The 21941-nt window shown below is 51.1% G+C and carries 12 protein-coding genes; 8 read left to right on the top strand and 4 right to left on the bottom strand.

The features are described from left to right. The first annotated feature begins 310 nt into the window (after positions 1-310). From L6475_RS13335 to L6475_RS13305, 7 genes are all read left to right on the top strand, one after another. Positions 311-2077: an ELWxxDGT repeat protein gene (locus L6475_RS13335; RefSeq protein WP_237820844.1), complete on the top strand. Its 1767-nt coding sequence runs from the start codon at positions 311-313 to the stop codon at positions 2075-2077. A 40-nt stretch (positions 2078-2117) separates the two neighbouring features. Continuing rightward, a complete protein-coding gene (locus L6475_RS13330) occupies positions 2118-5258 on the top strand; it encodes a TonB-dependent receptor (RefSeq protein WP_237820842.1) in 3141 nt (1046 codons plus the stop codon). An 18-nt stretch (positions 5259-5276) separates the two neighbouring features. After that, entirely contained in the window at positions 5277-7004 is a 1728-nt protein-coding gene (locus tag L6475_RS13325) for a RagB/SusD family nutrient uptake outer membrane protein (RefSeq protein ID WP_237820840.1), read from the top strand. 111 nt (positions 7005-7115) lie between these two features. Next, positions 7116-8060: a DUF5017 domain-containing protein gene (locus L6475_RS13320; RefSeq protein WP_237820838.1), complete on the top strand. Its 945-nt coding sequence runs from the start codon at positions 7116-7118 to the stop codon at positions 8058-8060. Between the two features lie 21 nt (positions 8061-8081). Then, positions 8082-9905: an exo-alpha-sialidase gene (locus tag L6475_RS13315; protein ID WP_237820836.1), complete on the top strand. Its 1824-nt coding sequence runs from the start codon at positions 8082-8084 to the stop codon at positions 9903-9905. Then, positions 9902-11002, top strand: coding sequence for a glycoside hydrolase family 43 protein (locus L6475_RS13310; RefSeq protein WP_237820834.1), 1101 nt, complete (start codon positions 9902-9904; stop codon positions 11000-11002). Before L6475_RS13315 ends, L6475_RS13310 begins: the two co-directional genes overlap by 4 nt. Further along, positions 10999-15048 carry a two-component regulator propeller domain-containing protein gene (locus L6475_RS13305; protein ID WP_237820832.1) on the top strand — a complete coding sequence of 1350 codons (4050 nt, stop codon included), beginning with the start codon at positions 10999-11001 and terminating at the stop codon, positions 15046-15048. Before L6475_RS13310 ends, L6475_RS13305 begins: the two co-directional genes overlap by 4 nt. A 29-nt stretch (positions 15049-15077) precedes the next feature. On the opposite strand, the gene L6475_RS13300 is transcribed toward L6475_RS13305, so the two are convergent. The 3 genes from L6475_RS13300 to L6475_RS13290 all read right to left on the bottom strand — a co-directional run bounded on the left by L6475_RS13300 (position 15078) and on the right by L6475_RS13290 (position 19805). After that, entirely contained in the window at positions 15078-17465 is a 2388-nt protein-coding gene (locus tag L6475_RS13300) for a DUF3943 domain-containing protein (protein ID WP_237820830.1), read from the bottom strand. 163 nt (positions 17466-17628) lie between these two features. After that, positions 17629-19404: a carbohydrate-binding domain-containing protein gene (locus L6475_RS13295; protein ID WP_237820828.1), complete on the bottom strand. Its 1776-nt coding sequence runs from the start codon at positions 19402-19404 to the stop codon at positions 17629-17631. After that, positions 19404-19805, bottom strand: a complete 402-nt coding sequence (locus L6475_RS13290) for a hypothetical protein (RefSeq protein ID WP_237820826.1) — start codon at positions 19803-19805, stop codon at positions 19404-19406. Before L6475_RS13290 ends, L6475_RS13295 begins: the two co-directional genes overlap by 1 nt. Positions 19806-19956: 151 nt before the next feature. Between L6475_RS13290 and L6475_RS13285 the strand changes: the two genes are divergently transcribed. Continuing rightward, complete coding sequence (locus tag L6475_RS13285) at positions 19957-20934, top strand: transporter (protein ID WP_237820824.1); 978 nt, start codon at positions 19957-19959, stop codon at positions 20932-20934. A gap of 218 nt (positions 20935-21152) precedes the next feature. Here the strand turns inward: L6475_RS13285 and lpxA are convergent, their stop codons facing one another. Next, positions 21153-21932 carry an acyl-ACP--UDP-N-acetylglucosamine O-acyltransferase gene (lpxA, locus tag L6475_RS13280; protein WP_237820822.1) on the bottom strand — a complete coding sequence of 260 codons (780 nt, stop codon included), beginning with the start codon at positions 21930-21932 and terminating at the stop codon, positions 21153-21155. Positions 21933-21941: the final 9 nt, after the last annotated feature.

Raw genomic sequence — 21941 nt, 5'->3', positions numbered from 1 at the left:
ATTGATAATTGATTGCGGAAGTGATTTTTTATCAAGAATTAGGGAATTTGAGAATTTTTCTTTCTATGACAAGGAATTTTGTAATGTATCTGAAGATGCAATGAATAGTGTGAAATTAAGTAAGTAATATGATGGTTGCTGCACTGGAATTTGTTTTTCAGTGCAGCAATTTTTTTATTCTATCTTTTTGAACAATATTACAGACCTTCTAAACAATATTACAGGCCATAAATCAGGATTTCCACTACTTTTGCAACTGAATAATCGCTAACTTATTTTTTTTATAAAAACTTAAAACTAAAAACTTTTTATGAAACAGGTAAAAACTTTTTTGACCTTGGTCATGCTGTTCACAGCTGGTGCTGCATCTGCCCAATCTGAGGGTGAACTTGTTGACGTACTCCCCGATGGTGTTGAGGCCAACGTGAATCCTGAACGCAAACAGGACAAACAGAAGAATATTGTGGTGGCCGGTTCGCCCGAGAAAGGCTATAAGGCCTTCTTTGCCGCTACCGATGCCGAGCATGGTGAAGAGTTGTGGGTTACGGATGGAACGAAGGAGGGTACACATTTGGTGTCTGACATTGTTCCTGGCAACGGTTCGTCCAATCCCGGCTATTTGGGCCGACTGAACGATAAGGTGCTCTTTGCCGCCTATACAGATGATTATGATGTGCAGGCATGGGTGAGCGACGGTACTGCCGAAGGAACCTTCATGCTCACCGACTATATGTTTGGAGCCAATCCCGTTTCCTTTATCCAAATGGATGAGAAACGTGCCGTTTTTGCTGCCTATGATGATGAAAGTTCTGAATACGATCCCGACCGTGGACCGCAGCGCTGGCTTTGGATTACCGATGGCACCGTTGAGGGTACCAAGCGCGTGGCCAAAGTGGATATGCGCTGGCCCGGACAGGACAACACCACCCTTCATACTGCCTATGTGCGTGTGGGCCGTCGCGTGTTTTTCAAGGCCGACAATATAGATGGCTCTACCGGTGAAGAGCTGTGGGTCACCGATGGTACCGAGACAGGAACCTACTGTGTGATGGATATCAACTGGGAGCGCTGGCCTGAAGGGCAGTGGGGCTATGCCGAAGGCTATACCCGCAACAGTGGTCTCGACAATCTGGAGAACTATAAGAACGAGGGTTGCTTCTTCCAGGCATGGACACCCGACTTTGGTGGCGAGCCTTGGTTTACCGATGGTACAAAGGCAGTGAAGGCCAATGAACCTGACGGTGCCGGCGATGAGCATACCTATATGGTGAAAGATACTCACCCCGGTAAGAACGAGAACGGAATAGGCTATCATGCCGGCACTTTCGGCACCAGTTGGGAAGTGTATAAAGACCGTATCTGGTGGCGCGGCTGGGATGCTACCGGCGGTTATGAGCTAGCCGGTTCCAACATGCAGAAAGACGACTATGTATATATGGATGTGTGGGATGAGGCTCCTTCTATCGACCACAATTCGTTTGTAGATCCCGGTTGTGTGTTCGATGGTTATTACATGTTCTGTGCCGCTCACGGTTTCGATGCTGCCAATGAGAATCACTATGGTGGCGAACTATGGTGCACCGATGGCGAGAAGGTTTGGCCTCAGTATGGCAACTGGCGCCCTGGCACGCTAAGCGACTGGGTGAAAGAGCAGGTGGTGGCCGGTGGCTCTATGTACTGGTGGAATGAGGAGAATATCGTGGAGAGCGGCTATGCCACCAGTCTCTACCGTCTGGATGCATGGAATGCCGAGCCCGTGGTTTGCACCCATATCGACCTGCAGAAGGGCGATTTGGTGAACACCCTGCGCAATATGGGCGGCACCATCGTCTTTGCCAGCGATGCCACCAAGCATGTGTATGCCTATAAGTACACCAAGCCCAATTGGGACGGAAAGAGCGATATGGGCTACCTGGAACCAGACTTTATGACCGAGGCCGAGAAGACCGCCATTACCACTGTCAAGGTGGAAGTTCCCCAACAACAGGCCTACACGCTGAACGGTGTGCGCATTGATGCCGACCACCTGCAGAAGGGCATTTACATCATTGACGGAAAGAAGAAAGTGGTTCGATAACCAATAAAGAGAACATTGTTCGATAAACGGAAAGAGAAATATGCGCAATCGCAAAACGATACAAAGGGTCTTCACATTGTTGCTTGCCCTGCTGACTACCACCGTTGCCTGGGCCCAGAAGGTCCAGGTGACAGGTGTGGTCACCGACAAACAGAGTGGAGAGACGCTCATTGGCGTCACCGTGAAGGAAGTGGGGCAGAAGAATGGTGCCGTGACCGATTTCGACGGAAAATATACTATCAGCGTCGGGCCCAACGCCACGCTCGAGTTCACCTATATGGGCTATAAGAAACAGAGTGAGCGTGTGGGCAGTCGCCGCCAGATTGATGTGGCGATGAGCAGTGACACCCAGGTACTCGACGAACTGGTGGTCATTGGCTATGGTGTCCAGAAAAAGAGTGATATCACCGGCTCTATCTCGTCGGTATCGGGCAAGGATATCAACGATATGCCCGTCTCCTCGGCTCTGCAGGCCCTGCAGGGACGAGCCGCCGGTGTAAACATCATTCAGAATACAGGTGCCCCCGGTGGAAAGACAACTATCAAGATTCGTGGCACCGGAACTATCAACGATGCCGATCCGCTCTATGTGGTCGATGGTTTTGTGGTTGACAATATTGACTATCTGAATCCTACCGACATTGCCAATGTCGAGATATTCAAGGATGCGGCCTCGAGTGCCATCTACGGTTCGCGTGCTGCCAACGGTGTGGTGGCCATCACCACCAAGAACGGTCGTGAGGGAAAGACCCGCATTACCTACGACGGATATGTGGGCTTTTCCAATCCGTGGAAGAAAATCGATGTGATGGGACCGGAAGACTATGCCCTGATGAACGACTACCTGACCAACAACAATCGCTATTCTTATAACGGCCAGCTCTACATGTCGCCCGATGCCGCCGGCAATCTTGCCTACGACCCGGCCAAGGCTTTCGAGATAGACACCATCCGCAATAACTCGGCCGGCAACTATTGGGATGCCATCACCCGAACGGGTATCAAACAGCAGCATGCCCTGTCGGTGTCGGGTGGCTCAGAGAAGACGCAGTATCTGGCCAGTGCCAGCTATTATAATGAAGAGGGTATTGTGCGCACCAGCGACTATCAGCGTTTCAACGGCCGACTGAACGTGAAAACCCAGATGGCTCGATGGCTCACGATGACCACCAACCTCGCTTTCACCAGCGACGGGCGCAACGGTGTGCCCGAAGGCTCGTCGAGCATTCTGAAACAGGCGTTGAGCGAAAGTCCCATGACCTACCTCTACGACAGCAAGGGCTATTGGTACAGCAACAATCCGCTGGCGGTGCTCGACCGCAACAACGATGCCTCCCACTCCCAGCGCATGGACATGAACATCAGTCTGGATGCCAAGCTGCTGAAGGGACTTACCTATCAGTTCAAGGCCTCCTACTATAACACCCGACAGACCAACGATAATTTCTCCGAAGTGTGGGGGCTGAACGAAGACTTTACCATGCCCACCTCACTCTCAGAAGTATATAAATATCAGATGAACACAGGCAAGTGGGAGGTAGATAACCTTCTTACCTACTTGTTTGAAACAAAGAAACACAGTCTGACCCTTCTGGCCGGACAAGTGCTTGAGGGGCAAACCACCAGTTACCAGGAGTCAAGACGTCGCGGAACGCCCAGCAACGAGGATGTGTTCCACTATCTGTCGTCGGCCTATACGGGCGACAAGACCTACGGCTTGGACCGTGAGTGGACCAGCATCGGATGGATTGGCCGCATCAACTATTCATTCGCCGACACCTATCTGCTGCAGGCTAATATCCGTGCCGATGGTTCCTCAAAGTTCTCGAAAAGCAATCGTTGGGGCGTGTTTCCCTCGGTGTCGCTCGGCTGGAAGTTCTCTAATCTTCCTTGGTTGCGTGACCAGTCTTGGCTTTCTCTGGCCAAACTGCGTGTGGGATGGGGCTTGCTGGGTAATAACCGTATCGACGAACTGGCACGCTACACTTACCTCAGCTCTGGCTACAACTATCCCTACGGACTGGGCAACCATATTCTTTGGGAGGGCTCAACGGCCACGGTATTGGGCAACGACGATATCAAGTGGGAGAAGAACGAGTCGTTCAACATCGGTTTCGACTTCTCGTTCCTGAAGAATCGGCTCATGATCAGTGCCGAGTATTTCAACCGCAAGACCACCGACATGCTGTTGCGTGTGCCCACGGTCATCTCTGCCGGACTGGACCAGGCCCCCATGACGAATGCCGGTGCGGTGAAAAACTGGGGCTTTGAATACGACGTGAAGTGGCGCGACAATATAGGAAACAACTTCCGCTATGAAGTAGGTTTCAACCTGTCGTGGATCAAGAACGAAGTGACCTCTTTAGGAACGGGCAATGAGCCCATCTGGGGCACTACGGCCGGACTGGTGATTGACGACCCCGTGACAAAGACGGCGGTCGGTCAGCCCATTGGTGCCTTCTTCGGCTATGTGACCGACGGAATCTTCCAAACCTACGAGGAGGTACGTGCCAGTGCACAGTATGATTTCGGTAAGAACTACTGGGAGCAGACCACCAAACCGGGCGATTTCCGTTTCAAGGACCTCAATGGCGATGGCAAGATAACGGCCGAGGACCGTACCTATCTGGGTTCTCCGCTGCCCAAGTTTGTGTTCGGTATTCCATTGTCGGCTGGCTATAAGAATGTAGATCTGAGTATTTTCTTTCAGGGCCAGACCGGTAACAAGATTTTCAATGTGATGGATAATGTGCTGTACAATGCCGCCAATGGCAATGTATATAGCGACTTGCGCTCACAGCACTGGTCGGGCCAGCTGATTGAGGGCCGCGAATACTTCCCGCTGAACACTTCGGCCACCGTGCCCGACCTGCGTGGTTCAGACAACAACCAAAACTTCCGTGCCAGCGACTTCTTTGTGCACGATGGCAGTTATATGCGCCTGAAAGAAATGCGCCTCACCTATAACGTGCCTCAGAGCTTGCTCGACAAGTTGGGTATCAATAGTCTGGCCCTGTCGGTAACGGGTTACAACCTGTTCACATTCACCAGCTATAATGGCTTCGACCCCGAAGTAGGTCGTGTAGTAGGCACCGAGGGCAACAACCTGAGCATGGGTGTCGATTTCGGTAACTATCCGCAGGCCCGTTCGTTTACTTTTGGCGTAAAATTAGGAATCTAAGAAGGAGGAGACAGAACAATGAAAACAAATACCAACAATCATATCGATAGTCTCAGCATTGTGGGCAAGGCCCTGCGTTGTCTATTCTGCTGCGTATTCCTTTCCATGGCCTCCTGTTCCGATTTCCTTGACAAGGAAATAACAGGCAATGCCACCGATCAGACCTATTACGACACACCCTATAAGATACAGTCGGCCTTGGATGCCGTCTATGACGTGCTGCAGAGCGACAGCTATAACAATCAGGAATGGCGTTTCGGCGAGGCCATGGCCGACAATGTGCTGGGCACCGACGAAGGGCTGGCCTCACAGATGGGACAGCTCGTGATGTTCCGTTTCAACACCTCGAACACCTGGATTCGCCAGCGCTGGGAGGTCAACTATAAAGGCATTCACAGAGCCAATCAGGTGATTGCCAATATTGACCGAGTGAAACTCTCTACCGATGCCTATACCGCCTATCAGCAGGTTCGCCGTATCTACGGACAGGCCAAGTTCCTGCGGGCATTCTTCTATTTTAATCTGGTGAAAACCTATGGCGGCGTGCCCATTCGTCCTGAGGTGGAAACGGTGGATAGCTTGGTGATTCCACGCAGCAGCCGTGAGGCCTGCTATGCTTATATTGAGAAAGACCTTCGTGAAGCGGCCATCATGCTGCCAGTGGTATGGGGCTCACAGGAAACAGGCAAGGTCACTCGTGGCGCTGCTATCGCCCTGTTGATGAAAGTGCTCATGTATCAGGCCCAGCCAGGAGTGCCTTCCGAGAAGTGGAATGAGGTGGCCCGATTGGGCAGCTATTTCGTTGACGATGCCGTGCTCACCCTGGGACAGGTGCTGAACTATGACGGAAAAGAAGAATGGGAGTCACTGCGCCAGCGCCTGTGGTTCAAACCGCGCGAGCTGAATGCCGATACCGATCCCTATGAGACTGCCGACATGCCCATGGAATCGCTCAAGAATGTCTATTCGCTGGAGTATCGCGACTACTACGGTCAGCCGCTCGATGGGGGCAGCAAGTGGAGCTATGTGTATCAGTGGTATGCCGATGGCGAGTTCTGCCGTGGTTCTGTGTTTGAGGTAGTGTTCAAGGAGAGTGCCGACGGTACCAATGGCGATACCAACGAAGGCGCCGGAATGGAACATTTCGCCGTAGGCAACACGGTGATGTATGCCACCAGCGAGATTCTTACCTCCCTCTTTGGCGATGATATCCGCAAGGAGTTCACCATTCACCATCAGGGAAACACTCCCGACGGTGAGATATGGCAGGGCGGTGAAGGCCGTCACGTATCGCTGAAATGGTACACCCCCCGAAAAGACCAGCCGCAGTATGCCGGCGATAATGGTCGCAACCGCCGCATCATCCGTTATGCGGAAGTTGTCCTTACCTATGCCGAGGCACTGAACGAGACGGGACAGCGTGAGGCTGCACTCGCCCAACTGAACAAGTGCAAGGCACAGGTGAACACCATCAATGGCAGCACCAAACTCTATCAGCCAGGTAGCTATGGCTATGTGCGCGACCAGATCTGGCAGGAGCGCCGCATGGAGATGGCTTTCGAGTGGGACCGCTACTTCGATCTCGTGCGTCAGGGACAGGCAGCCACCGTGCTTCACACCTTTGGCCGTTCGCGTCCAAACAGCCGTGGATTGTATTTCCGTGTTGGAGTTAACGAAGTATTGCCCATCCCACAGAATGAAATTGACCTGTCAAATGGCGTTGTTGAGCAGAATCCTGGCTATTAGCGAAATAAAATTATAGCTATAATCTGACAAATTATAGCTATAATTGCCGTAATTATAGCTATAATTATTTACAATATCCTTTTAATTGAAACGTTATATACAATGAAACCAATGATAAAAAACAGTCTATTCCTGTTGTATTCTTTATCTATTGCATGGCTGCTTGCAGGATGTGCCGACGACAATCAAGAAGCACGGCAGCCGAAGGTGGAAGTGAGCGTGGACAACAGGCAGTTGACAGTCAACGAGTCGATGACGCTACGTTTTGGCGGTGTGGCCGACCAAGTGGTGGTCTATACCGGCGACAAAGACCATCAGTACGAGTTGCGCGATTCCAGCAACACCGGCTTTGTGGTCAACAAACAGCTGTTCACCTATAGCTATGCCACGCCAGGCACGTTCAAGGTGGTGTGTGTGGCTACGACCTACGACACCTTTATGGGCGCATCGCAACATACCGACACACTGAGTTTTGTGGTCACTGTGGTTGACCAATCAACTGCCATTAATGCCATCAGTGCCACGGTGACGCCCAATGTTTATTATGCCGAGCAGACTGCCGATACCTGGGTGATGCGACTGCCCAAGAAACAGTTGTACAACAATCGTGAGATGGCGGTGAACGCCCAGCGCCAGCGACTGAACATCAGTGTGGCCAGCGACTCGGCACGGGTGTTTGTGGATGGTGCTCCCTATGATGCACGTGCCTACTACGATTTGTCAGTGAGGCACCAGCTGAGGGTGGTGGCCCATTCGGGTGCCGTTGCCAACTATGAGTACTATGGCATGGTTTATCCCGAATTCCTCTCGCTCAGCGTTGACGGAACGGAGGCCCAGCTGCAGCGCTCGGCCTACTATCAGGATTTGCTCAGCTATACCGTGAGTGGCAGGACGATGACCTTTACGCTGGAAGACGATGTAAAACTCTTGGCTGACGGCAAGGAGGTTGCCTCTAGCAGCGACATAGACCCGCAGGCTACATATACGCTGGTGCGCACTCATGCCGACAATCCACAGGTGAAGGCGGTGACGAGGGTGGCTTTTGTTACACAATAAATAATATATAAAGTAATAGTTATGATTAGAACACTGATCAGTTTCTTATTCTTAGCGTTAGGCTGGCAGACAAGCAGTGCTGTTGAGACCTATAGCGGTTCGCGCATTTTCTGGGACACGGCCACCCGTACCACGGTGTTCACTGGTGGCGGCTATGCCCGTATCATAGAATTACAGGACGGCCGACTGATGGCTGTTTGCGAGGGTGGGGGCATCAAGATTGCCTTCAGTCAGAACAAGGGCACCACATGGAGCTCAGCCACAAGGATTGTCGACAATCCCAGCGGCATCAACGAGGCCGTGCCCGACCTGATTCAACTTTCGGACGGTACCATCATTGTGGCCTACAACCCTCGGCCCAAGGCTCCCTATTCAGAGGAACGGAAGTTTGGTATTCGCTGCAAACGCTCTACCGACAACGGTAAGACGTGGAGCGACGAGATATTTGTGAACGATGCCTCGTACACCTTTGCTGACGGATGTTGGGAGCCTTCGATGCTGGAACTGCCTTCGGGCGAACTGCAACTGTACTTTGCCGATGAAGGACCCTACACCATGAACAACGACCAGCAGATATCTCTCTGCCGTTCGTTCGATGGTGGACTGTCGTGGTCGGCACCACAGAAAATCTGTTACCGTGCAGGTTTCCGCGATGGCATGCCGGTGCCCGTATTGCTGAAGGACCAGCAGGAGATAGTGGTCATCATCGAGGATAACGGCTGGGGCTATGGCGATTTCTTCCCCACCACGGTGCGCACAACGCTGGAGAACAACTGGAACAACTACTGGGTAAATGCCAACGATGTCAATCGTGAAAAGACACTGAACCTGAACTACTGCCCACTAGCTACGGGTGGCGCTCCCTATCTGAGAGTGCTGCCTTGGGGCGAAACGGTGATGAGTCACCAGTCGCCCTACGACCACAATGGAAAGATACAGATGCGTGTGGCTGTGGGCAACGAGCAGGCACGCGACTTCAAAGCCGTGTCGGTGCCGTTCAATATAGGCGAAAACGAGGAAGGACTGTGGAACTCGCTGGCTGTGATAGATACGGGCGTGGTGGTGGCCGTGAGCGGCATAGCCGGTAATATTGAGATGATCAAGGGCTATCCCGTCAGACAGTTGCTGGCACCCTATGGAAAACCTGCTGTTGACGGAAAGATTTCGCCCAACGAGGGCTATAAGACGCGCACTGCCACACAGATTCTGCTGGGCACGCAGACGGGTACCCGTGTGGCAGCCGATATGGCTTACGACCTTGACTCGCTCTACTTCGTGGCACGGGTGAGCGACCGTACCTTGGTGACCACGGGGGCCAATGCCGACTGTCTGACACTGCTGATAGATGCCGGAGAGAAGGCAGAAAGCGCTCCACAACAGGGTTGTTACAAACTGATGATACGCCCCGACGGCACTTTCTTCCGCATGCAGATGGGGAAAGACAGCAGTTGGAAAACGGCCGACAAGTCGCTGATGCCCTTGCGCACAGCAGCATCGAACTCCTCTTCCTATTATATGGTAGAGATAGCCATACCCTGGAGTGCCCTGGGACTGGACGAAACACCAGTAAACCACCGGTTGGCTTTTGCTCTGGAATGTGCCGACAACCGTTCGGGAAAAGTATATACTGAGACCATTCCCGATGCCAAGCAAATGAAGCCTTATACCTGGATGCCCCTGCAACTGGGTGCGCTGCCCGAAGATGTAGAAGACATACATGAGGTGTCGATACCGTCGGCAAGTCCTTTGCTTACTGACAGGACCTACACTGTGGGCGGCCGTCAGACGGCAAGTCCTTTTTCAAAGATAGTAATTAATAATGGAAAAAAATATTTTGTAAAATGAAACGATTCTTCCTTTTTGGTATGTTATGCCTGCTGGCTTTCTCAGGTGTGAAGGCGCAGGACAAGAGTATAGTTCCCCTGGCCGACCCCTATATACTGCTGGATGGAGATACCTACTATGCCTACGGCACCCACGATGCCAATGGTATAGAGGTGTGGACATCGACCGATTTGCGCGGATGGCGCAAGCAGAATGAACTGGCACTAAGCAAAGAGAACACAACCGAACAGCAGTGGTTCTGGGCGCCGGAGGTTTATTTTAAGAATGGACAGTACTATATGTACTTCTCGGCCAACGAGCACCTGTATGTGGCTACGGCCACTTCGCCCAAAGGACCCTTCAAGCAGCAGGGCGGTCCGATGATGGAGTCGCTGATTGGCGATGAGAAATGTATAGACAGCTCGGTATTCTTCGACGAAGACGGTACGGCTTACTGCTTCTTTGTGCGCTTTACCGATGGTAATTGCATCTGGATGTGCCAGTTGGCCGACGACATGATAACCCCTGTAGAGGGAACGCTCAGAAAGTGTATCAATGTGACTCAGACGTGGGAAAACCTCTTGGGACGTGTCAACGAGGGACCCTTCATTCTGAAGCACAACAATATCTACTACCTCACCTATTCGGGCAATGACTATCGCAGTCAGGACTATGCCGTGGGCTATGCCATGAGCCGTTCGCTATCGACCGTTGGCGGGGCAACACCTGTTTGGCAGAAGTATGCCAACAACCCGATTGTACGTAGGGTAGAGAATCTTGTGGGCACCGGCCATCACTCGTTCTTCACCGACAAGGAAGGCCAGTTGCGCATTGTGTTCCATGCCCACGATTCAGAAACAACAGTGGCACCGCGCCGCATGTATATAGCCTCGATGGAGTTTGTGGGCAATCGCCTGCAAATGGTGGAAGGCTCAATGATTCGTCCCACCACACCCGGTCGGGCTGCAGGTATCAGCGATATGGGGGGCGCTCAGACCAGCGATGACCTCAATGCTACTGCCCGCTATTATGATTTGGCAGGGCGTATGACCGACACCCGTATGCCGCTGTTTTCCGAACTATTAGTTGCTAACGGTAAAAAGTATATTTTCAGGTGAAACGTTTAGTCGGGATATTAGCATGCATCTGTTTCCTGCTCACACTACAGGCAGCGGGAAACTATCGCTTCCGCCATCTTACCAGTCAGGACGGACTGCCCCATCAGCAGGTGGAGGCGCTGGCACAGGACCATGATGGCAATATTTGGATAGGTACCCGCAACGGACTGGTTCGTTACGATGGGTATGAGATGCACTGCTATTTCCACGACGAAACAAAGGCCGGCTCGTTGAGCAACAATTTCATAAAGGTGATTCGCTGCGACAGCAAAGGGCGCATCTGGGTGTGTACTGAGGCTGGCATCAGCAGGTACAGGCCCGACACCGACGATTTCTCTACCTATCACGGCAGTACGGAGCATGTGCTGAGCCTGTTGGAAATGGCCTCTGGACGGATAGTGGGCGCAGGCGATTTTCTGACCGTCTATGATGAGAAAGCGGACTCCTTTGTGCGCTATCCTTCGCTGGAGATAGGATTTATCGTGTCGATGGCTGTTGACAAGGACGATAATCTCTATGTGGCTTCCAACACGTCTGTCTATTCCTACGATGCATCGCTCACGAAGATGACCCGACTGGACCCTGCACTCTATCAGGATTTTACCACGGGCATAGACGGCATTATGCCTATGATGTTCGACCACAAGGGTAATCTCTGGCTGGGACGCAACGGACAGGGCGTGATGTGTGTGGACTTGAAGACCGGACAGAAGAGAATCTTCGCTCCCCATGAGATATCGCACGGCATAGTGAGGGAGATTGCGGAAGACAATGATCATAACATCTGGCTGGGCACCGAGCGCGGACTTACCGTGATACATCCCGACGGAGGTATCGACATCATCCGGCATAGGTTTCAGGCGCCCACGCTGATCAGCGACAATGCCATCTACTCCATTCTCAACGATTGTTATGGCAATCTGTGGATAGGCAGCTATTTTGGTGGTGTTGACATCCTGATGCGCAGCAACAAACTGTTTGCATGGGCCGAACCGGGCTATGCTCAGGGACAACTGAACGGAAAGGTGGTGCGCCAAATGTGTGAAACTACTCCGGGGGTGTTCTGGATAGCCACCGAGGACGCTGGCGTGTTTGTCTATGAGGCCAACCGTCAGCAGTTCGCTCCATTGCCCACTAAGGGGGTGGATATGGGTACAAACGTTCATACCCTGTGTTACGACAATGTGAGTCATGACATGTGGATAGGTACATTCCGTTACGGACTGTTCCGCTACAATCTGACAACGGGCAGGTGGCAACGCTATCTGCTTACCAATGGACTGACTTCGGATGCTATCTTCGACCTAGCCTTCGACCGCCAGCACCGGCTTTGGGTGGCCACTACCCAAGGACTGCGCCGGTACGACCCTCAAACAGACTGTTTCCTGTCGCTCCGCTCCTCTCAGTCTCCTCTCAACACCACCTTCGTCTATACCCTCTGTGCTACTGCCGATGGAAGCCTTTGGGCAGGATGTGCCAGTGGAGGCCTGTTCCGTTTGGACAGTGAGACTGAACAGGTGCAACATTGGACCAGACAGGCCGGTGGTCTGCGTGAGAACTATGTGACAGCTGTCTTTCAGGACCATCAGGGTACGCTCTGGATAGGTACCAACAACAGCGGACTGCAGTTTATGACTGCCCCTTACCGTTCGATAGAAACCTTTGAGCTCGATGCAACCCTTCGCAATGCCACTGTGTGCAGCATCAGTGAGGATGCCGACCATCACCTGTGGATAGCCACTGGGCGCGGACTCTATCAGTACGATCTTGATAAGCAGACAGTTCGTCGCTATACCACACAGGACGGACTGCCTACCAATCAGTTCAACTTCTCGTCGGCATTGCTTTGCTCTGACAGCACCATGCTTTTCGGAACGGTAAATGGATTGGTGTCGCTCACCAGGAATCATCGTACTCATCAAAAATTGACCGTTGAGAAGGAAAGGACTGCCACCTATGCCGTGCATCTGTCGTCGCTTGTTATTAATAATAAGGTGATGCTGGCCTCTACTGAGGAATCGCCGCTGACCAAGGCGCTGGATGTCACCGATACCATCAGTTTGAGCTATGATCAGGCCCGTTCGTTTACTATCCAGTATGGCGTGATAGCTCCCGGACAGAACAGTTCGATAGAATATCAGTTGTGGCTGGAAGGTATTGACAGTGACTGGCGCAGCGTGGGCAGTGAGCGCAGGTTCAACGGCTATAATCTGCATCCCGGAACCTATCGGCTTCATTTGCGGGCCAACAGTTCGAACGACGCGTGGGACAGTCAGCCCGAGCGTGTGGTCACCATCATTGTGCGCCCGCCGTTCTATCTCACCCTTTGGGCATTCCTTGTCTATATGCTGCTGATGGTTGTTATAGCCTATGTGGTGTGGCGTGTGTTCAATGAAAGGATGCGCTCGCGCAATGAGGTGAGACTGGCTAAAATGGAAAAGGCCAAGTTGGAGGAAATAGACAGGGCAAAGCTGGACTTCTTTACTACTGTATCGCACGAATTGAAGACCCCCCTCTCGCTCATTGTGGCTCCACTGCGAAGTCTGTCCCGACAAGAGCAGGCACTGACTGGCGAGAGCGAGCAGCATCTTAATATGGCGATTAAGAATGCGCAGAAAATGGAGGCGCTCATCAACGAGCTGGTCACGTTCAACAAACTGGAAACAGATCAGTTTCCATTTTATATCCAACGGGGCAATCCGTTGGAACTGATAGGAAGAATAGCGAAGTCGTTTGCCGAGCCAGCTCGTGCCAAGGGCCTGCAACTCATGGCCGATACAGAGGATAATGGTGAAGAGGTGTGGTTCTCGCCCAACTATCTGGATCTGATGCTGAACAATCTGCTCACCAATGCCTTGAAATTTACGCCTGAAGGTGGAGTGATTACCGTGAAAGGACGAATCATAGACAGTGACGGGCTCACCTATCTGCAGTTCTCGGTGAGCGATACAGGTATAGGCATTGCCGAGGAGGAACAGAAGAATATCTTCGAACGCTACTATCAGACCAAGCGAGGACATAATGTGAACAACAGCGGATGGGGCATCGGACTGTCGCTGGTGAAACGCCTGGCTGATGTTCATAAGGGAGATGTCGGCGTGGAGAGCTCGCCGGGCAGTGGCTCTACCTTCACCTGCAGACTCTGTGTTTCACCACAGGCTTTCGATGACAAATGTCTGCTTACCGACGATAAGGTGATAGTGCCACTGAGCGACTATACCGCCATGACACCGGTATCACCTAACAGTGATGTGGAAAGTGTTCATAGCGAAGGAAATGAGAATAACGAAGAAGATCAGCGCTCTACACTACTGATTGTAGAGGATAATGAGGACTTGTTGGAATATCTGCGTTCCTATTTCTCGAAAGACTGTCGGGTGCTGACGGCTCGCAATGGTAAGGAAGCGATGGCGAGTGTTGCCGAAGAGGAAGTGAACCTTGTGGTGAGCGATGTGATGATGCCAGAAATGGATGGCATCACGCTCTGTAGGACGTTGAAGGGGGCTGTAGAAACCTCACATATTCCCGTTATCCTGCTCACGGCCAAGAGCGACTCGGCCGATGTGGTGGCTGGCTATAAGAGTGGGGCAGAGGCCTATGTGTCGAAACCCTTCGACCCGGAAGTGCTGGAGTTGCAGATCAAGAACATTATCCAGTTGCAGAAAACGCGCCAGTCGGAGGTGCAGCATGCTGCTGATGAGGCTGATATTGAAGCCACCTCGCTCAGCGATCTGGACAAGAACTTTATTCGTCAGATAAGTGAACTGGTAGATCAGAACATTGCCAACAGCGATTTCTCGGTAGCCGATATCACCTCGGCCCTACTCATCAGCCGTTCGCTGTTGCATGTCAAGATGAAAACACTCGTGGGAATGTCTATGGGCGATTATATTCGCACCAAGCGACTCGACCGTGCCGAGAAAATGCTTCGTCAGGGATATAATGTGAGCGAGACGGCCTATGCCACCGGTTTCTCCGATCCTAACTATTTCTCTCGTACATTCAAGAAGCACAAGGGCATCAACCCGTCGTTCATCATGCCTTAATGCAAGGAGTCAACTTGTTTTTTTTATGTTTACAACTTATAGGTGAGACCTGCGCGCAGTTCAAAGGTCTTGGCATCAACATTCTCGAAGTCGCGGTAATGGGCATGGCGCATGAAATAGCTGCCACGCATGTTGAGTGACAGGTGACGGCTCAGGTAGATACCGAAGTTGGCATTGAAGGCTATCATACGGGTGTTGCCGGGATCGCCCTGTGCATTGGTGTAGTCGAGGTCGAAACCTTCCTTGCCTATCCATTCTGCACGGTCGTAGCCTTTCCATGTGAAAATGTGGAAATAGTTGGCGTCGATATTCATATAGCCAATCTTCTTGATGTCCATGCATGTCTGCACTTTAGCCGAGAATCCGCTGCCCATGTTGTAGTCGCGCTCCTGGATAAACAGATAGTCGCTCAGTGAACCACCGAGCAGAATTCCACTGAGGAAAATACGCTGTTCAAGTTCCATACTGCGTTCTTCCAACTGCGGGAAACGATAGATGAGACCCGGGCCGACAGAGGCTGCCTCGCTGATGCGGTAGGGGATAAGGTCGGTACCATCCTTTACGGCTTCGGAATTGTAGAAGTTGAAATGCTGGAACAGACCGAAGTCGGCTTCAAACTTATCGGTATCGCTGATGGGAGTGCCCCAGATGCGGCCCAACAGGTTCAGACGGTTAATGAAGGGCTGATTGCTGGAGAATCCCATTGTGACGCTGGAATGGAAATAGTCGTAGGGCTTGTTCTCTTCGTTGTCGTAAGCATCACCATATTCCATGGACAGTTCCAGATAGGGGTTGTGCTCGCCACGGAACAGGGCCTGGTCGTCGGCCAAATAGCGCGAACCGAGAGAAATACTGTAGTTCACGGGGATGCGGCTATAGTCGTGGTGCAGGTAGTTGCGGCTTTTCTGCTGCCAGGCCTCACCAGTGAGGATACGCTTCAGTCCTTTCATGGGTGATACAAGTGTTCCGCCAAACTCACGAAGGAAGCGGCTGAAACCGATTTCGCGGTCATCATAGAAAAGGTCGCTGATGCGGAACGTTATTTCACCGATACAGGTACCGCCAATAGAGGTGGCTATCAGGTCGTTGATGGCAGGAGGAGTAATCTCGCCAAAGAACTCCCACATGAGCGAACCGCCCAGGGCGCAGGGGTACGACTGCCAGAAGTTAAGACCATTGGCACGGGCAGAGTTGAAATAGAGATTGCCATGATAGGGGTGGGCAAACAGGTTGGTGTTGAAATTGTCGTTGTCCCATACAAAGGCATGCTCAAAGTTGTGGCCTACGCTTTTGAAGGTGATGCGTGGAAATTCTTCGTCAAGCACCCAGTCATCATAGCGGTTTACAAACACATTCAGTGCCGTAATCATGGCTGCGGTACGTGCTATGTTGGGCTTGTCGGGCAGTGCGAAGCGAGTGTCGCTGCCATCGGCCATATCCTCGTCGGAATGAAGTTTGAGTGTGCGATTTCGCTGATTGTTATAGCCAGCATAGCTATAGGTGAGGCCCATTTCGCCAATCATGCGGCTACGGAAACTCTCGTTGTGACTGTAGTAGCGTGTGTTGCCATAGCCAATGGTGCCGAAGATTCCCCATTTCTTGTTGAACTGATAGTCGAGGTTCAGACGGGCCTCAAGAGAGAAAAGACGCTCGGGAGCTTCGGTGGAATGCTCTTTGAAGGTTTCGATATGGAAGAAGCCCACATCGCCGCTTACTGAAAGTTTCGGGGTGAGATGGAAATACTGACCGATGCGATAGAATAGGGCGCCAGAGAATTTGTTGTTCAGACCCATATAGTGGGTACCTGCACCTATAATATTATAGGTAGAGCGGTTGCGGAAACGAAGGGCGATGTTGGCCTTGGAGTTGGTACCGCCAAAGGCCATGACGGAAATCTTGGTGTTGGGATTGATGTTGACGAGTCCGTAGCGTTTCGACTGAGTGTCGTGAGAGTAGTTGATAAGACCTATCTGTACACCTTTCTGATAGTCGTGGGCGGTGATGTTGAACATACCTATCTGCACGCCTCTCAGCGTATCGGTAGCATTGCGGAAGGCTATCTGTATGCCTTTCAGGATGCCCACATTCTGATTGGTGAAACCCGTTAGTTGTAGTCCGTTGGCCTCGCCAAGGGTAATATTGTTCAGCACAGAAAGCTGGCAACCGTTCATGCCGTCGTAGGATACATTGCTGAAAACTGACAACTGGAGGCCAGAGGCATGTTCTGAGATATTGGAAATGGGCGAAAACTGTACGCCCTTCAACGAGTCGGCAATATTGATGAAACCTAAGCCGATATTGCGTGCACTTACTTTCTGGTTGGAATCACTGATATTGTTTGCACCATGTTTTTCCTGGGCCATCATGCCAATAGCATTGAACAAGATGATTGCCACAGCAATAACTGATTTCTTCATAAGAGATTAGTTTTCGGTTATTTATGGCGCAAATATAAATATTTTTCTTTTATTAACAAAATTTTGTGGTGTTTTTTTTGTAATCTAAGTGAGATTTGGGGGTATAGTCAGACTTCCTACTCCCCTACCTCTCACAGTGAGGGGTAGGGGGAGAGTCTCTTTTCTACCACCTTCCTCCAGGACCGTGTCCGCCGCCGCCACCGCCGGGACCGCCTTGACCACTGGTGTAAGATGAGAGTGTGACATTCGAACCACCACTGACGGTGGCATTATAATAACCCATGTTATTGAAGATGGAAGTGCCGTTGGATACTGTAACGCCCGATTTCACCGTGGGCTGGGTGGAAGCTGAGACCACCAGGGTGCTGACGCTGAGACTTGAGGGTGTCTTGAAGCAGTAAGTATTGTTGCCGTCGGTCAGTGAATACCACACGTTCTTGTTGATGGTAGAGGTGGAATAGCAGGCCTGTGTAAGGGTAGAGCCACCTTCCAGCGGACCGCAGGTGAAGATGATGCCGCCAGTGATGGTCAGTTTGAATCCGCCTTCGGTATTAGCATCGATAGCCATCTCAGGAGAGTTTTTGCCAATGGCATAGACTACACCGCCAGAGATATTGAAGTTGCCGTTGGCATCGAGACCGTCGTTGCCAGTGGAATAGCCCATCACATAGCCTCCCTTGATGGTGAAGGTAGAGGAAGAGTTGATGGCGTCGTCGCCAGACTGGGCATAGGTGTTACCGCCAGAGATGGTGATGGTGCTCTTGCTCTCAATAGCTTCGTGGGCACTGGCTGTTGCAATGATAGTACCACCATTGATGGTAAGTGCTCCATCGCACTTGATGGCTTTGGCCGAGGCTGAAGTGCTGCCGTACTTGTAGTTGCTGCCTGATGCGGTAGCGTTGATGGTGCCTCCGTTGATGGTGAGTTTTCCATCGCTCTTGATGCATTTGCTGCCAGAGCCGGTTGCCTTCAGGGTGAGGGTTCCATCGGAGATTCTCATATCGCCAGCCGACTTGATGGCCTTTGTATCAACAGCGGTTACCGTTACGTTCAGTGTACCGCCTTCTATATAGATGTTACCTGAGTCCTCGTCCTCGTGGTCGGTTGTCTCACCCGTTGAGGTGGTACCGTCCAAATCAGCCTGAATGCCATCATCGCCTACGCCACTGATGTTGACAGTGCCGCTCTCCATCAGGAAATACTCATTGCAGCTGATGCCGTCTTTCACGGCCGACTTTACATTCAGTGTAAGGTTCTTTACCTGGATATAGTCACCGCTCTTGATGCCGTGCTTGGTCTTGCCATAGACATTGAGTGTGCCTTTGCCTTGAAGCTGGATCTGGCCTTTGCTGTAGATACAACCCGACTGAGAACCGTTGGCGCCGTCGGTGAGCGTGTTCTCGGTGCCGTTCTTCGCACTGATCTGAATGCGCTTGCCGTTGGTGATGTTGATAGCAGCACCGCTGGGATTGGTCAGTGTAAGACCAGCCAGTGATACGGTACACTTATAGGAACCAGAGAGTGAGAAATCACCATCGCTTGTTGTTCCGGCAAGCTGATAGGTAATCTCATCGCCATCAACGGCATCCGTGTTCGTCTGTTCAATGGTGACGTGGGCCCCGTTGATGGTGGGCTGTACATATTGCGCCACATTGCCGGCCACGACGACCGTTGCCTCTGTACCGTTGTAGGCTACAGTGACCAGATTGTCGGTCACGTTACTGTTGTCAATGAAAATCTTGGTGATGTTGCTAGTATTGAACACCTTGCCCATGATGGTGAGGTCAGTGCCCGAGGCTGCATCTGCAGAATAGTTCATATTGCCCGCCTGAGTAGCAGGAAACTGATAGGTGGTATTGCCCACAACAACGTTCATGGTCTGTGCTCCTGCAGTGATGGTCAGCAGGAGGGCCAGTATTATAGTCAATGACTTCTTCATTATTTTATAGTGATTTTAGCAGAATTGTTTTTACTTTTGAAGATATAGACACCCGACTTCAGTGCGTTCTTGGCTTCGCTGGAGGAAGTGTATCGGCCCAGAGAGTGGCCACTGATGGAAAACACCTCGATGGCGTCGCTTTCAGTGGTCACTTCGCTGATGGCAGTGGCATCGCTACTAACCGAAAAAAACATCTTAGACAGTTGGGAGAGAGATATGGTCTGGCTGTCAGTTCCTGATGTGGCTACCATCTGACCGTTGTTGAAGGTGATGACCAGTGACTCAACGCTGACAGTTTTCGTTGTTCCATCCGAAATCTGGAATGTCAGGTAGGGATAGTCGTAGGCTTGTGCGGCGAGCGTTCCCGTCAGAAGCATCATACATACAAATAACTTCTTCATATGCTCTTTATTATGTTGTAGTTGTTCTTGAAATCAATCGGGGCAAAGTTCGCCTTTTTTTATTTAATAGGCAAAAAACTTCAACTAAATTGTCATTTTTTCAAGTAAAAGGAGCATTCTGAAGAGTCTTTTTGTACCTTTGCATACTGAAATGAATATAGTAAGATTTATTAAAGACTGGACTCTTCCCTTTGCCATGGGCATGGGTACGATGGTCTATCTGTTGTTTGCCTTTACGCCTCAGTTAAGCGAGGCGGCAGTGTTCTTTTCGCCTATCATGGCCACCATTTTGCCTTGGTTTATGTTCCTCATCCTGTTTGTAACATTCTGCAAGGTGGATTTCCGCCAGTTGCGCCCTGTGGCCTGGCATCTGTGGGTAGGTGTTTTTCAAGTGCTTTTCATCGGAATATTGATGGCGGTTATCTTGCTGATGGTATCTCACAACCCGTCTGCGAGTGGAATGCTTGTCCTACTGGAGGCTATCCTTATGTGTATCATCTCGCCCTGTGCAACGGCTGCTGCCGTGGTGACTCAGAAACTGGGCGGCTCACTGGAACAGATGACAACCTATACTTTCCTGTCCAACTTTATCACGGTCCTGCTGGTGCCTGTCTGTTTTCCATTGGTAGAGCCGGGCATCCACATGGAGTTCTGGCCGGCCTTTCTGAAAATACTGAACGAAGTATTTATGGTGCTGATAGTCCCCATGATACTGGCCTATATTGTGAAGCACACGATGAAGCGTCTTCATCAGCGTATTATCTCTATTCGCGATTTGAGCTATTATCTCTGGGCCTGTTCGTTGATGATTGTCACGGGTACTACGGTGAAGAATATCGTTCATGCCGGTGTCAGCATCTGGCTGTTGCTGGCTATAGCCATGATGGGACTTATAGTGTGTGTGGTTCAGTTTGCCGTGGGCCGTTTCATCGGCCATTTCTTTGGTCATGCACAAGAGGCAGGACAGGCCTTGGGACAGAAGAATACGGCTTTTGCCATCTGGTTGTCCAGTGCCTATCTGAATCCGTTATCGTCGGTAGGTCCCGGTTGCTATATCCTCTGGCAGAATATCATTAACAGTATTGAGATTTGGCAAAAGAGGAAGAGTGAGGTGAGAGTTGAGAGGTGAGAGTTCTTGCTTGTTGCAAGCGGCGGAGCCGAGCGGAGAGTTCTCGCCTTGCGAGCGACCAAAGGTCGAGCGGAGAGGTGGAATGTAGAATGTAAGAGGTAAGATGTAAGAGGTGAGAGGTGGAATGTGAGGTTTCTTTTTCTTCTGATTATTAAATAAAAAGATTGCGGCGTTACATAGGTAGTGCCGCAATCTTTTTATTTAATAACAATAATGTTTTATTTCTTGCCGATTACGCCCAGTGTAGTGCTGCGCATGAACTTGAGGATGTTGCGAATTTCGGGACTGTCGGGCACCTGATTTTCAATCTGCTTGATGGCATCAAAGAGTGAAGTATTGCTCAGGTAAACCAGTCGGTAGGCATTGGCAATATGCTTCAATACCTTTTCATCCACACCATACGAACGGCCCATGGTGAAGTTCACACCACCATATTCAGAGCGCTTGCTGCAGACGATATAAGGAGGAACATCCTTTGAGAAGGTTGTTCCGGCCTGAATCATAGCTCCATCGCCCACACGGGTGCCGGCATTCTCGATGACCGACGATGAGAAGATTACACCATGACCAATCACGCAGTCTCCGGCAATCTTTGTGCCGTAACCGAACACGCAGTCGTTGTCCACCTTCGTATCGTGTGAGATATGGGCGCCTTCCATCAGCACGTTGTTGTTGCCGATGACGGTCTGTCCGCCAGTATGGGTGGCACGGTTGATGACCACGTTCTCACGGATGATATTGTTGTCGCCTATGATGCACTCCGACTTCTCGCCACGGAAATTAAAATCCTGGGGTAGGGCAGCAATCACCGAACCCTGATGAATCTTATTGCCGTTTCCCATGCGTGTTCCGTTCAGGATGCTCACGAAGGGGAAGATGATACAATTGTCGCCAATCACCACATCGTCCTCGATATAGACGAAGGGGAATATCTTGCAGTTGTTACCGATCTTAGCCTTGGGTGAAATCTCGGCTTTTGGACTTATTTCGCTTGCCATAATTATCTA

This window comes from Prevotella sp. E9-3 (assembly GCF_022024015.1).
GTDB lineage: Bacteria > Bacteroidota > Bacteroidia > Bacteroidales > Bacteroidaceae > Prevotella.
The sequence above is the reverse complement of the archived record's forward strand: the minus strand, read 5'-3'. Positions and strand labels throughout refer to the sequence as shown.

Bases quoted from the DNA above. Each gene is read 5' to 3' on its own strand.
- L6475_RS13335 (WP_237820844.1), top strand. From the start codon at position 311: ATGAAACAGGTAAAAACTTTTTTGACCTTGGTCATGCTGTTCACAGCT.
- L6475_RS13330 (WP_237820842.1), top strand. From the start codon at position 2,118: ATGCGCAATCGCAAAACGATACAAAGGGTCTTCACATTGTTGCTTGCC.
- L6475_RS13325 (WP_237820840.1), top strand. From the start codon at position 5,277: ATGAAAACAAATACCAACAATCATATCGATAGTCTCAGCATTGTGGGC.
- L6475_RS13320 (WP_237820838.1), top strand. From the start codon at position 7,116: ATGATAAAAAACAGTCTATTCCTGTTGTATTCTTTATCTATTGCATGG.
- L6475_RS13315 (WP_237820836.1), top strand. From the start codon at position 8,082: ATGATTAGAACACTGATCAGTTTCTTATTCTTAGCGTTAGGCTGGCAG.
- L6475_RS13310 (WP_237820834.1), top strand. From the start codon at position 9,902: ATGAAACGATTCTTCCTTTTTGGTATGTTATGCCTGCTGGCTTTCTCA.
- L6475_RS13300 (WP_237820830.1), bottom strand. From the start codon at position 17,465: ATGAAGAAATCAGTTATTGCTGTGGCAATCATCTTGTTCAATGCTATT.
- L6475_RS13295 (WP_237820828.1), bottom strand. From the start codon at position 19,404: ATGAAGAAGTCATTGACTATAATACTGGCCCTCCTGCTGACCATCACT.
- L6475_RS13290 (WP_237820826.1), bottom strand. From the start codon at position 19,805: ATGAAGAAGTTATTTGTATGTATGATGCTTCTGACGGGAACGCTCGCC.
- L6475_RS13285 (WP_237820824.1), top strand. From the start codon at position 19,957: ATGAATATAGTAAGATTTATTAAAGACTGGACTCTTCCCTTTGCCATG.
- lpxA (WP_237820822.1), bottom strand. From the start codon at position 21,932: ATGGCAAGCGAAATAAGTCCAAAAGCCGAGATTTCACCCAAGGCTAAG.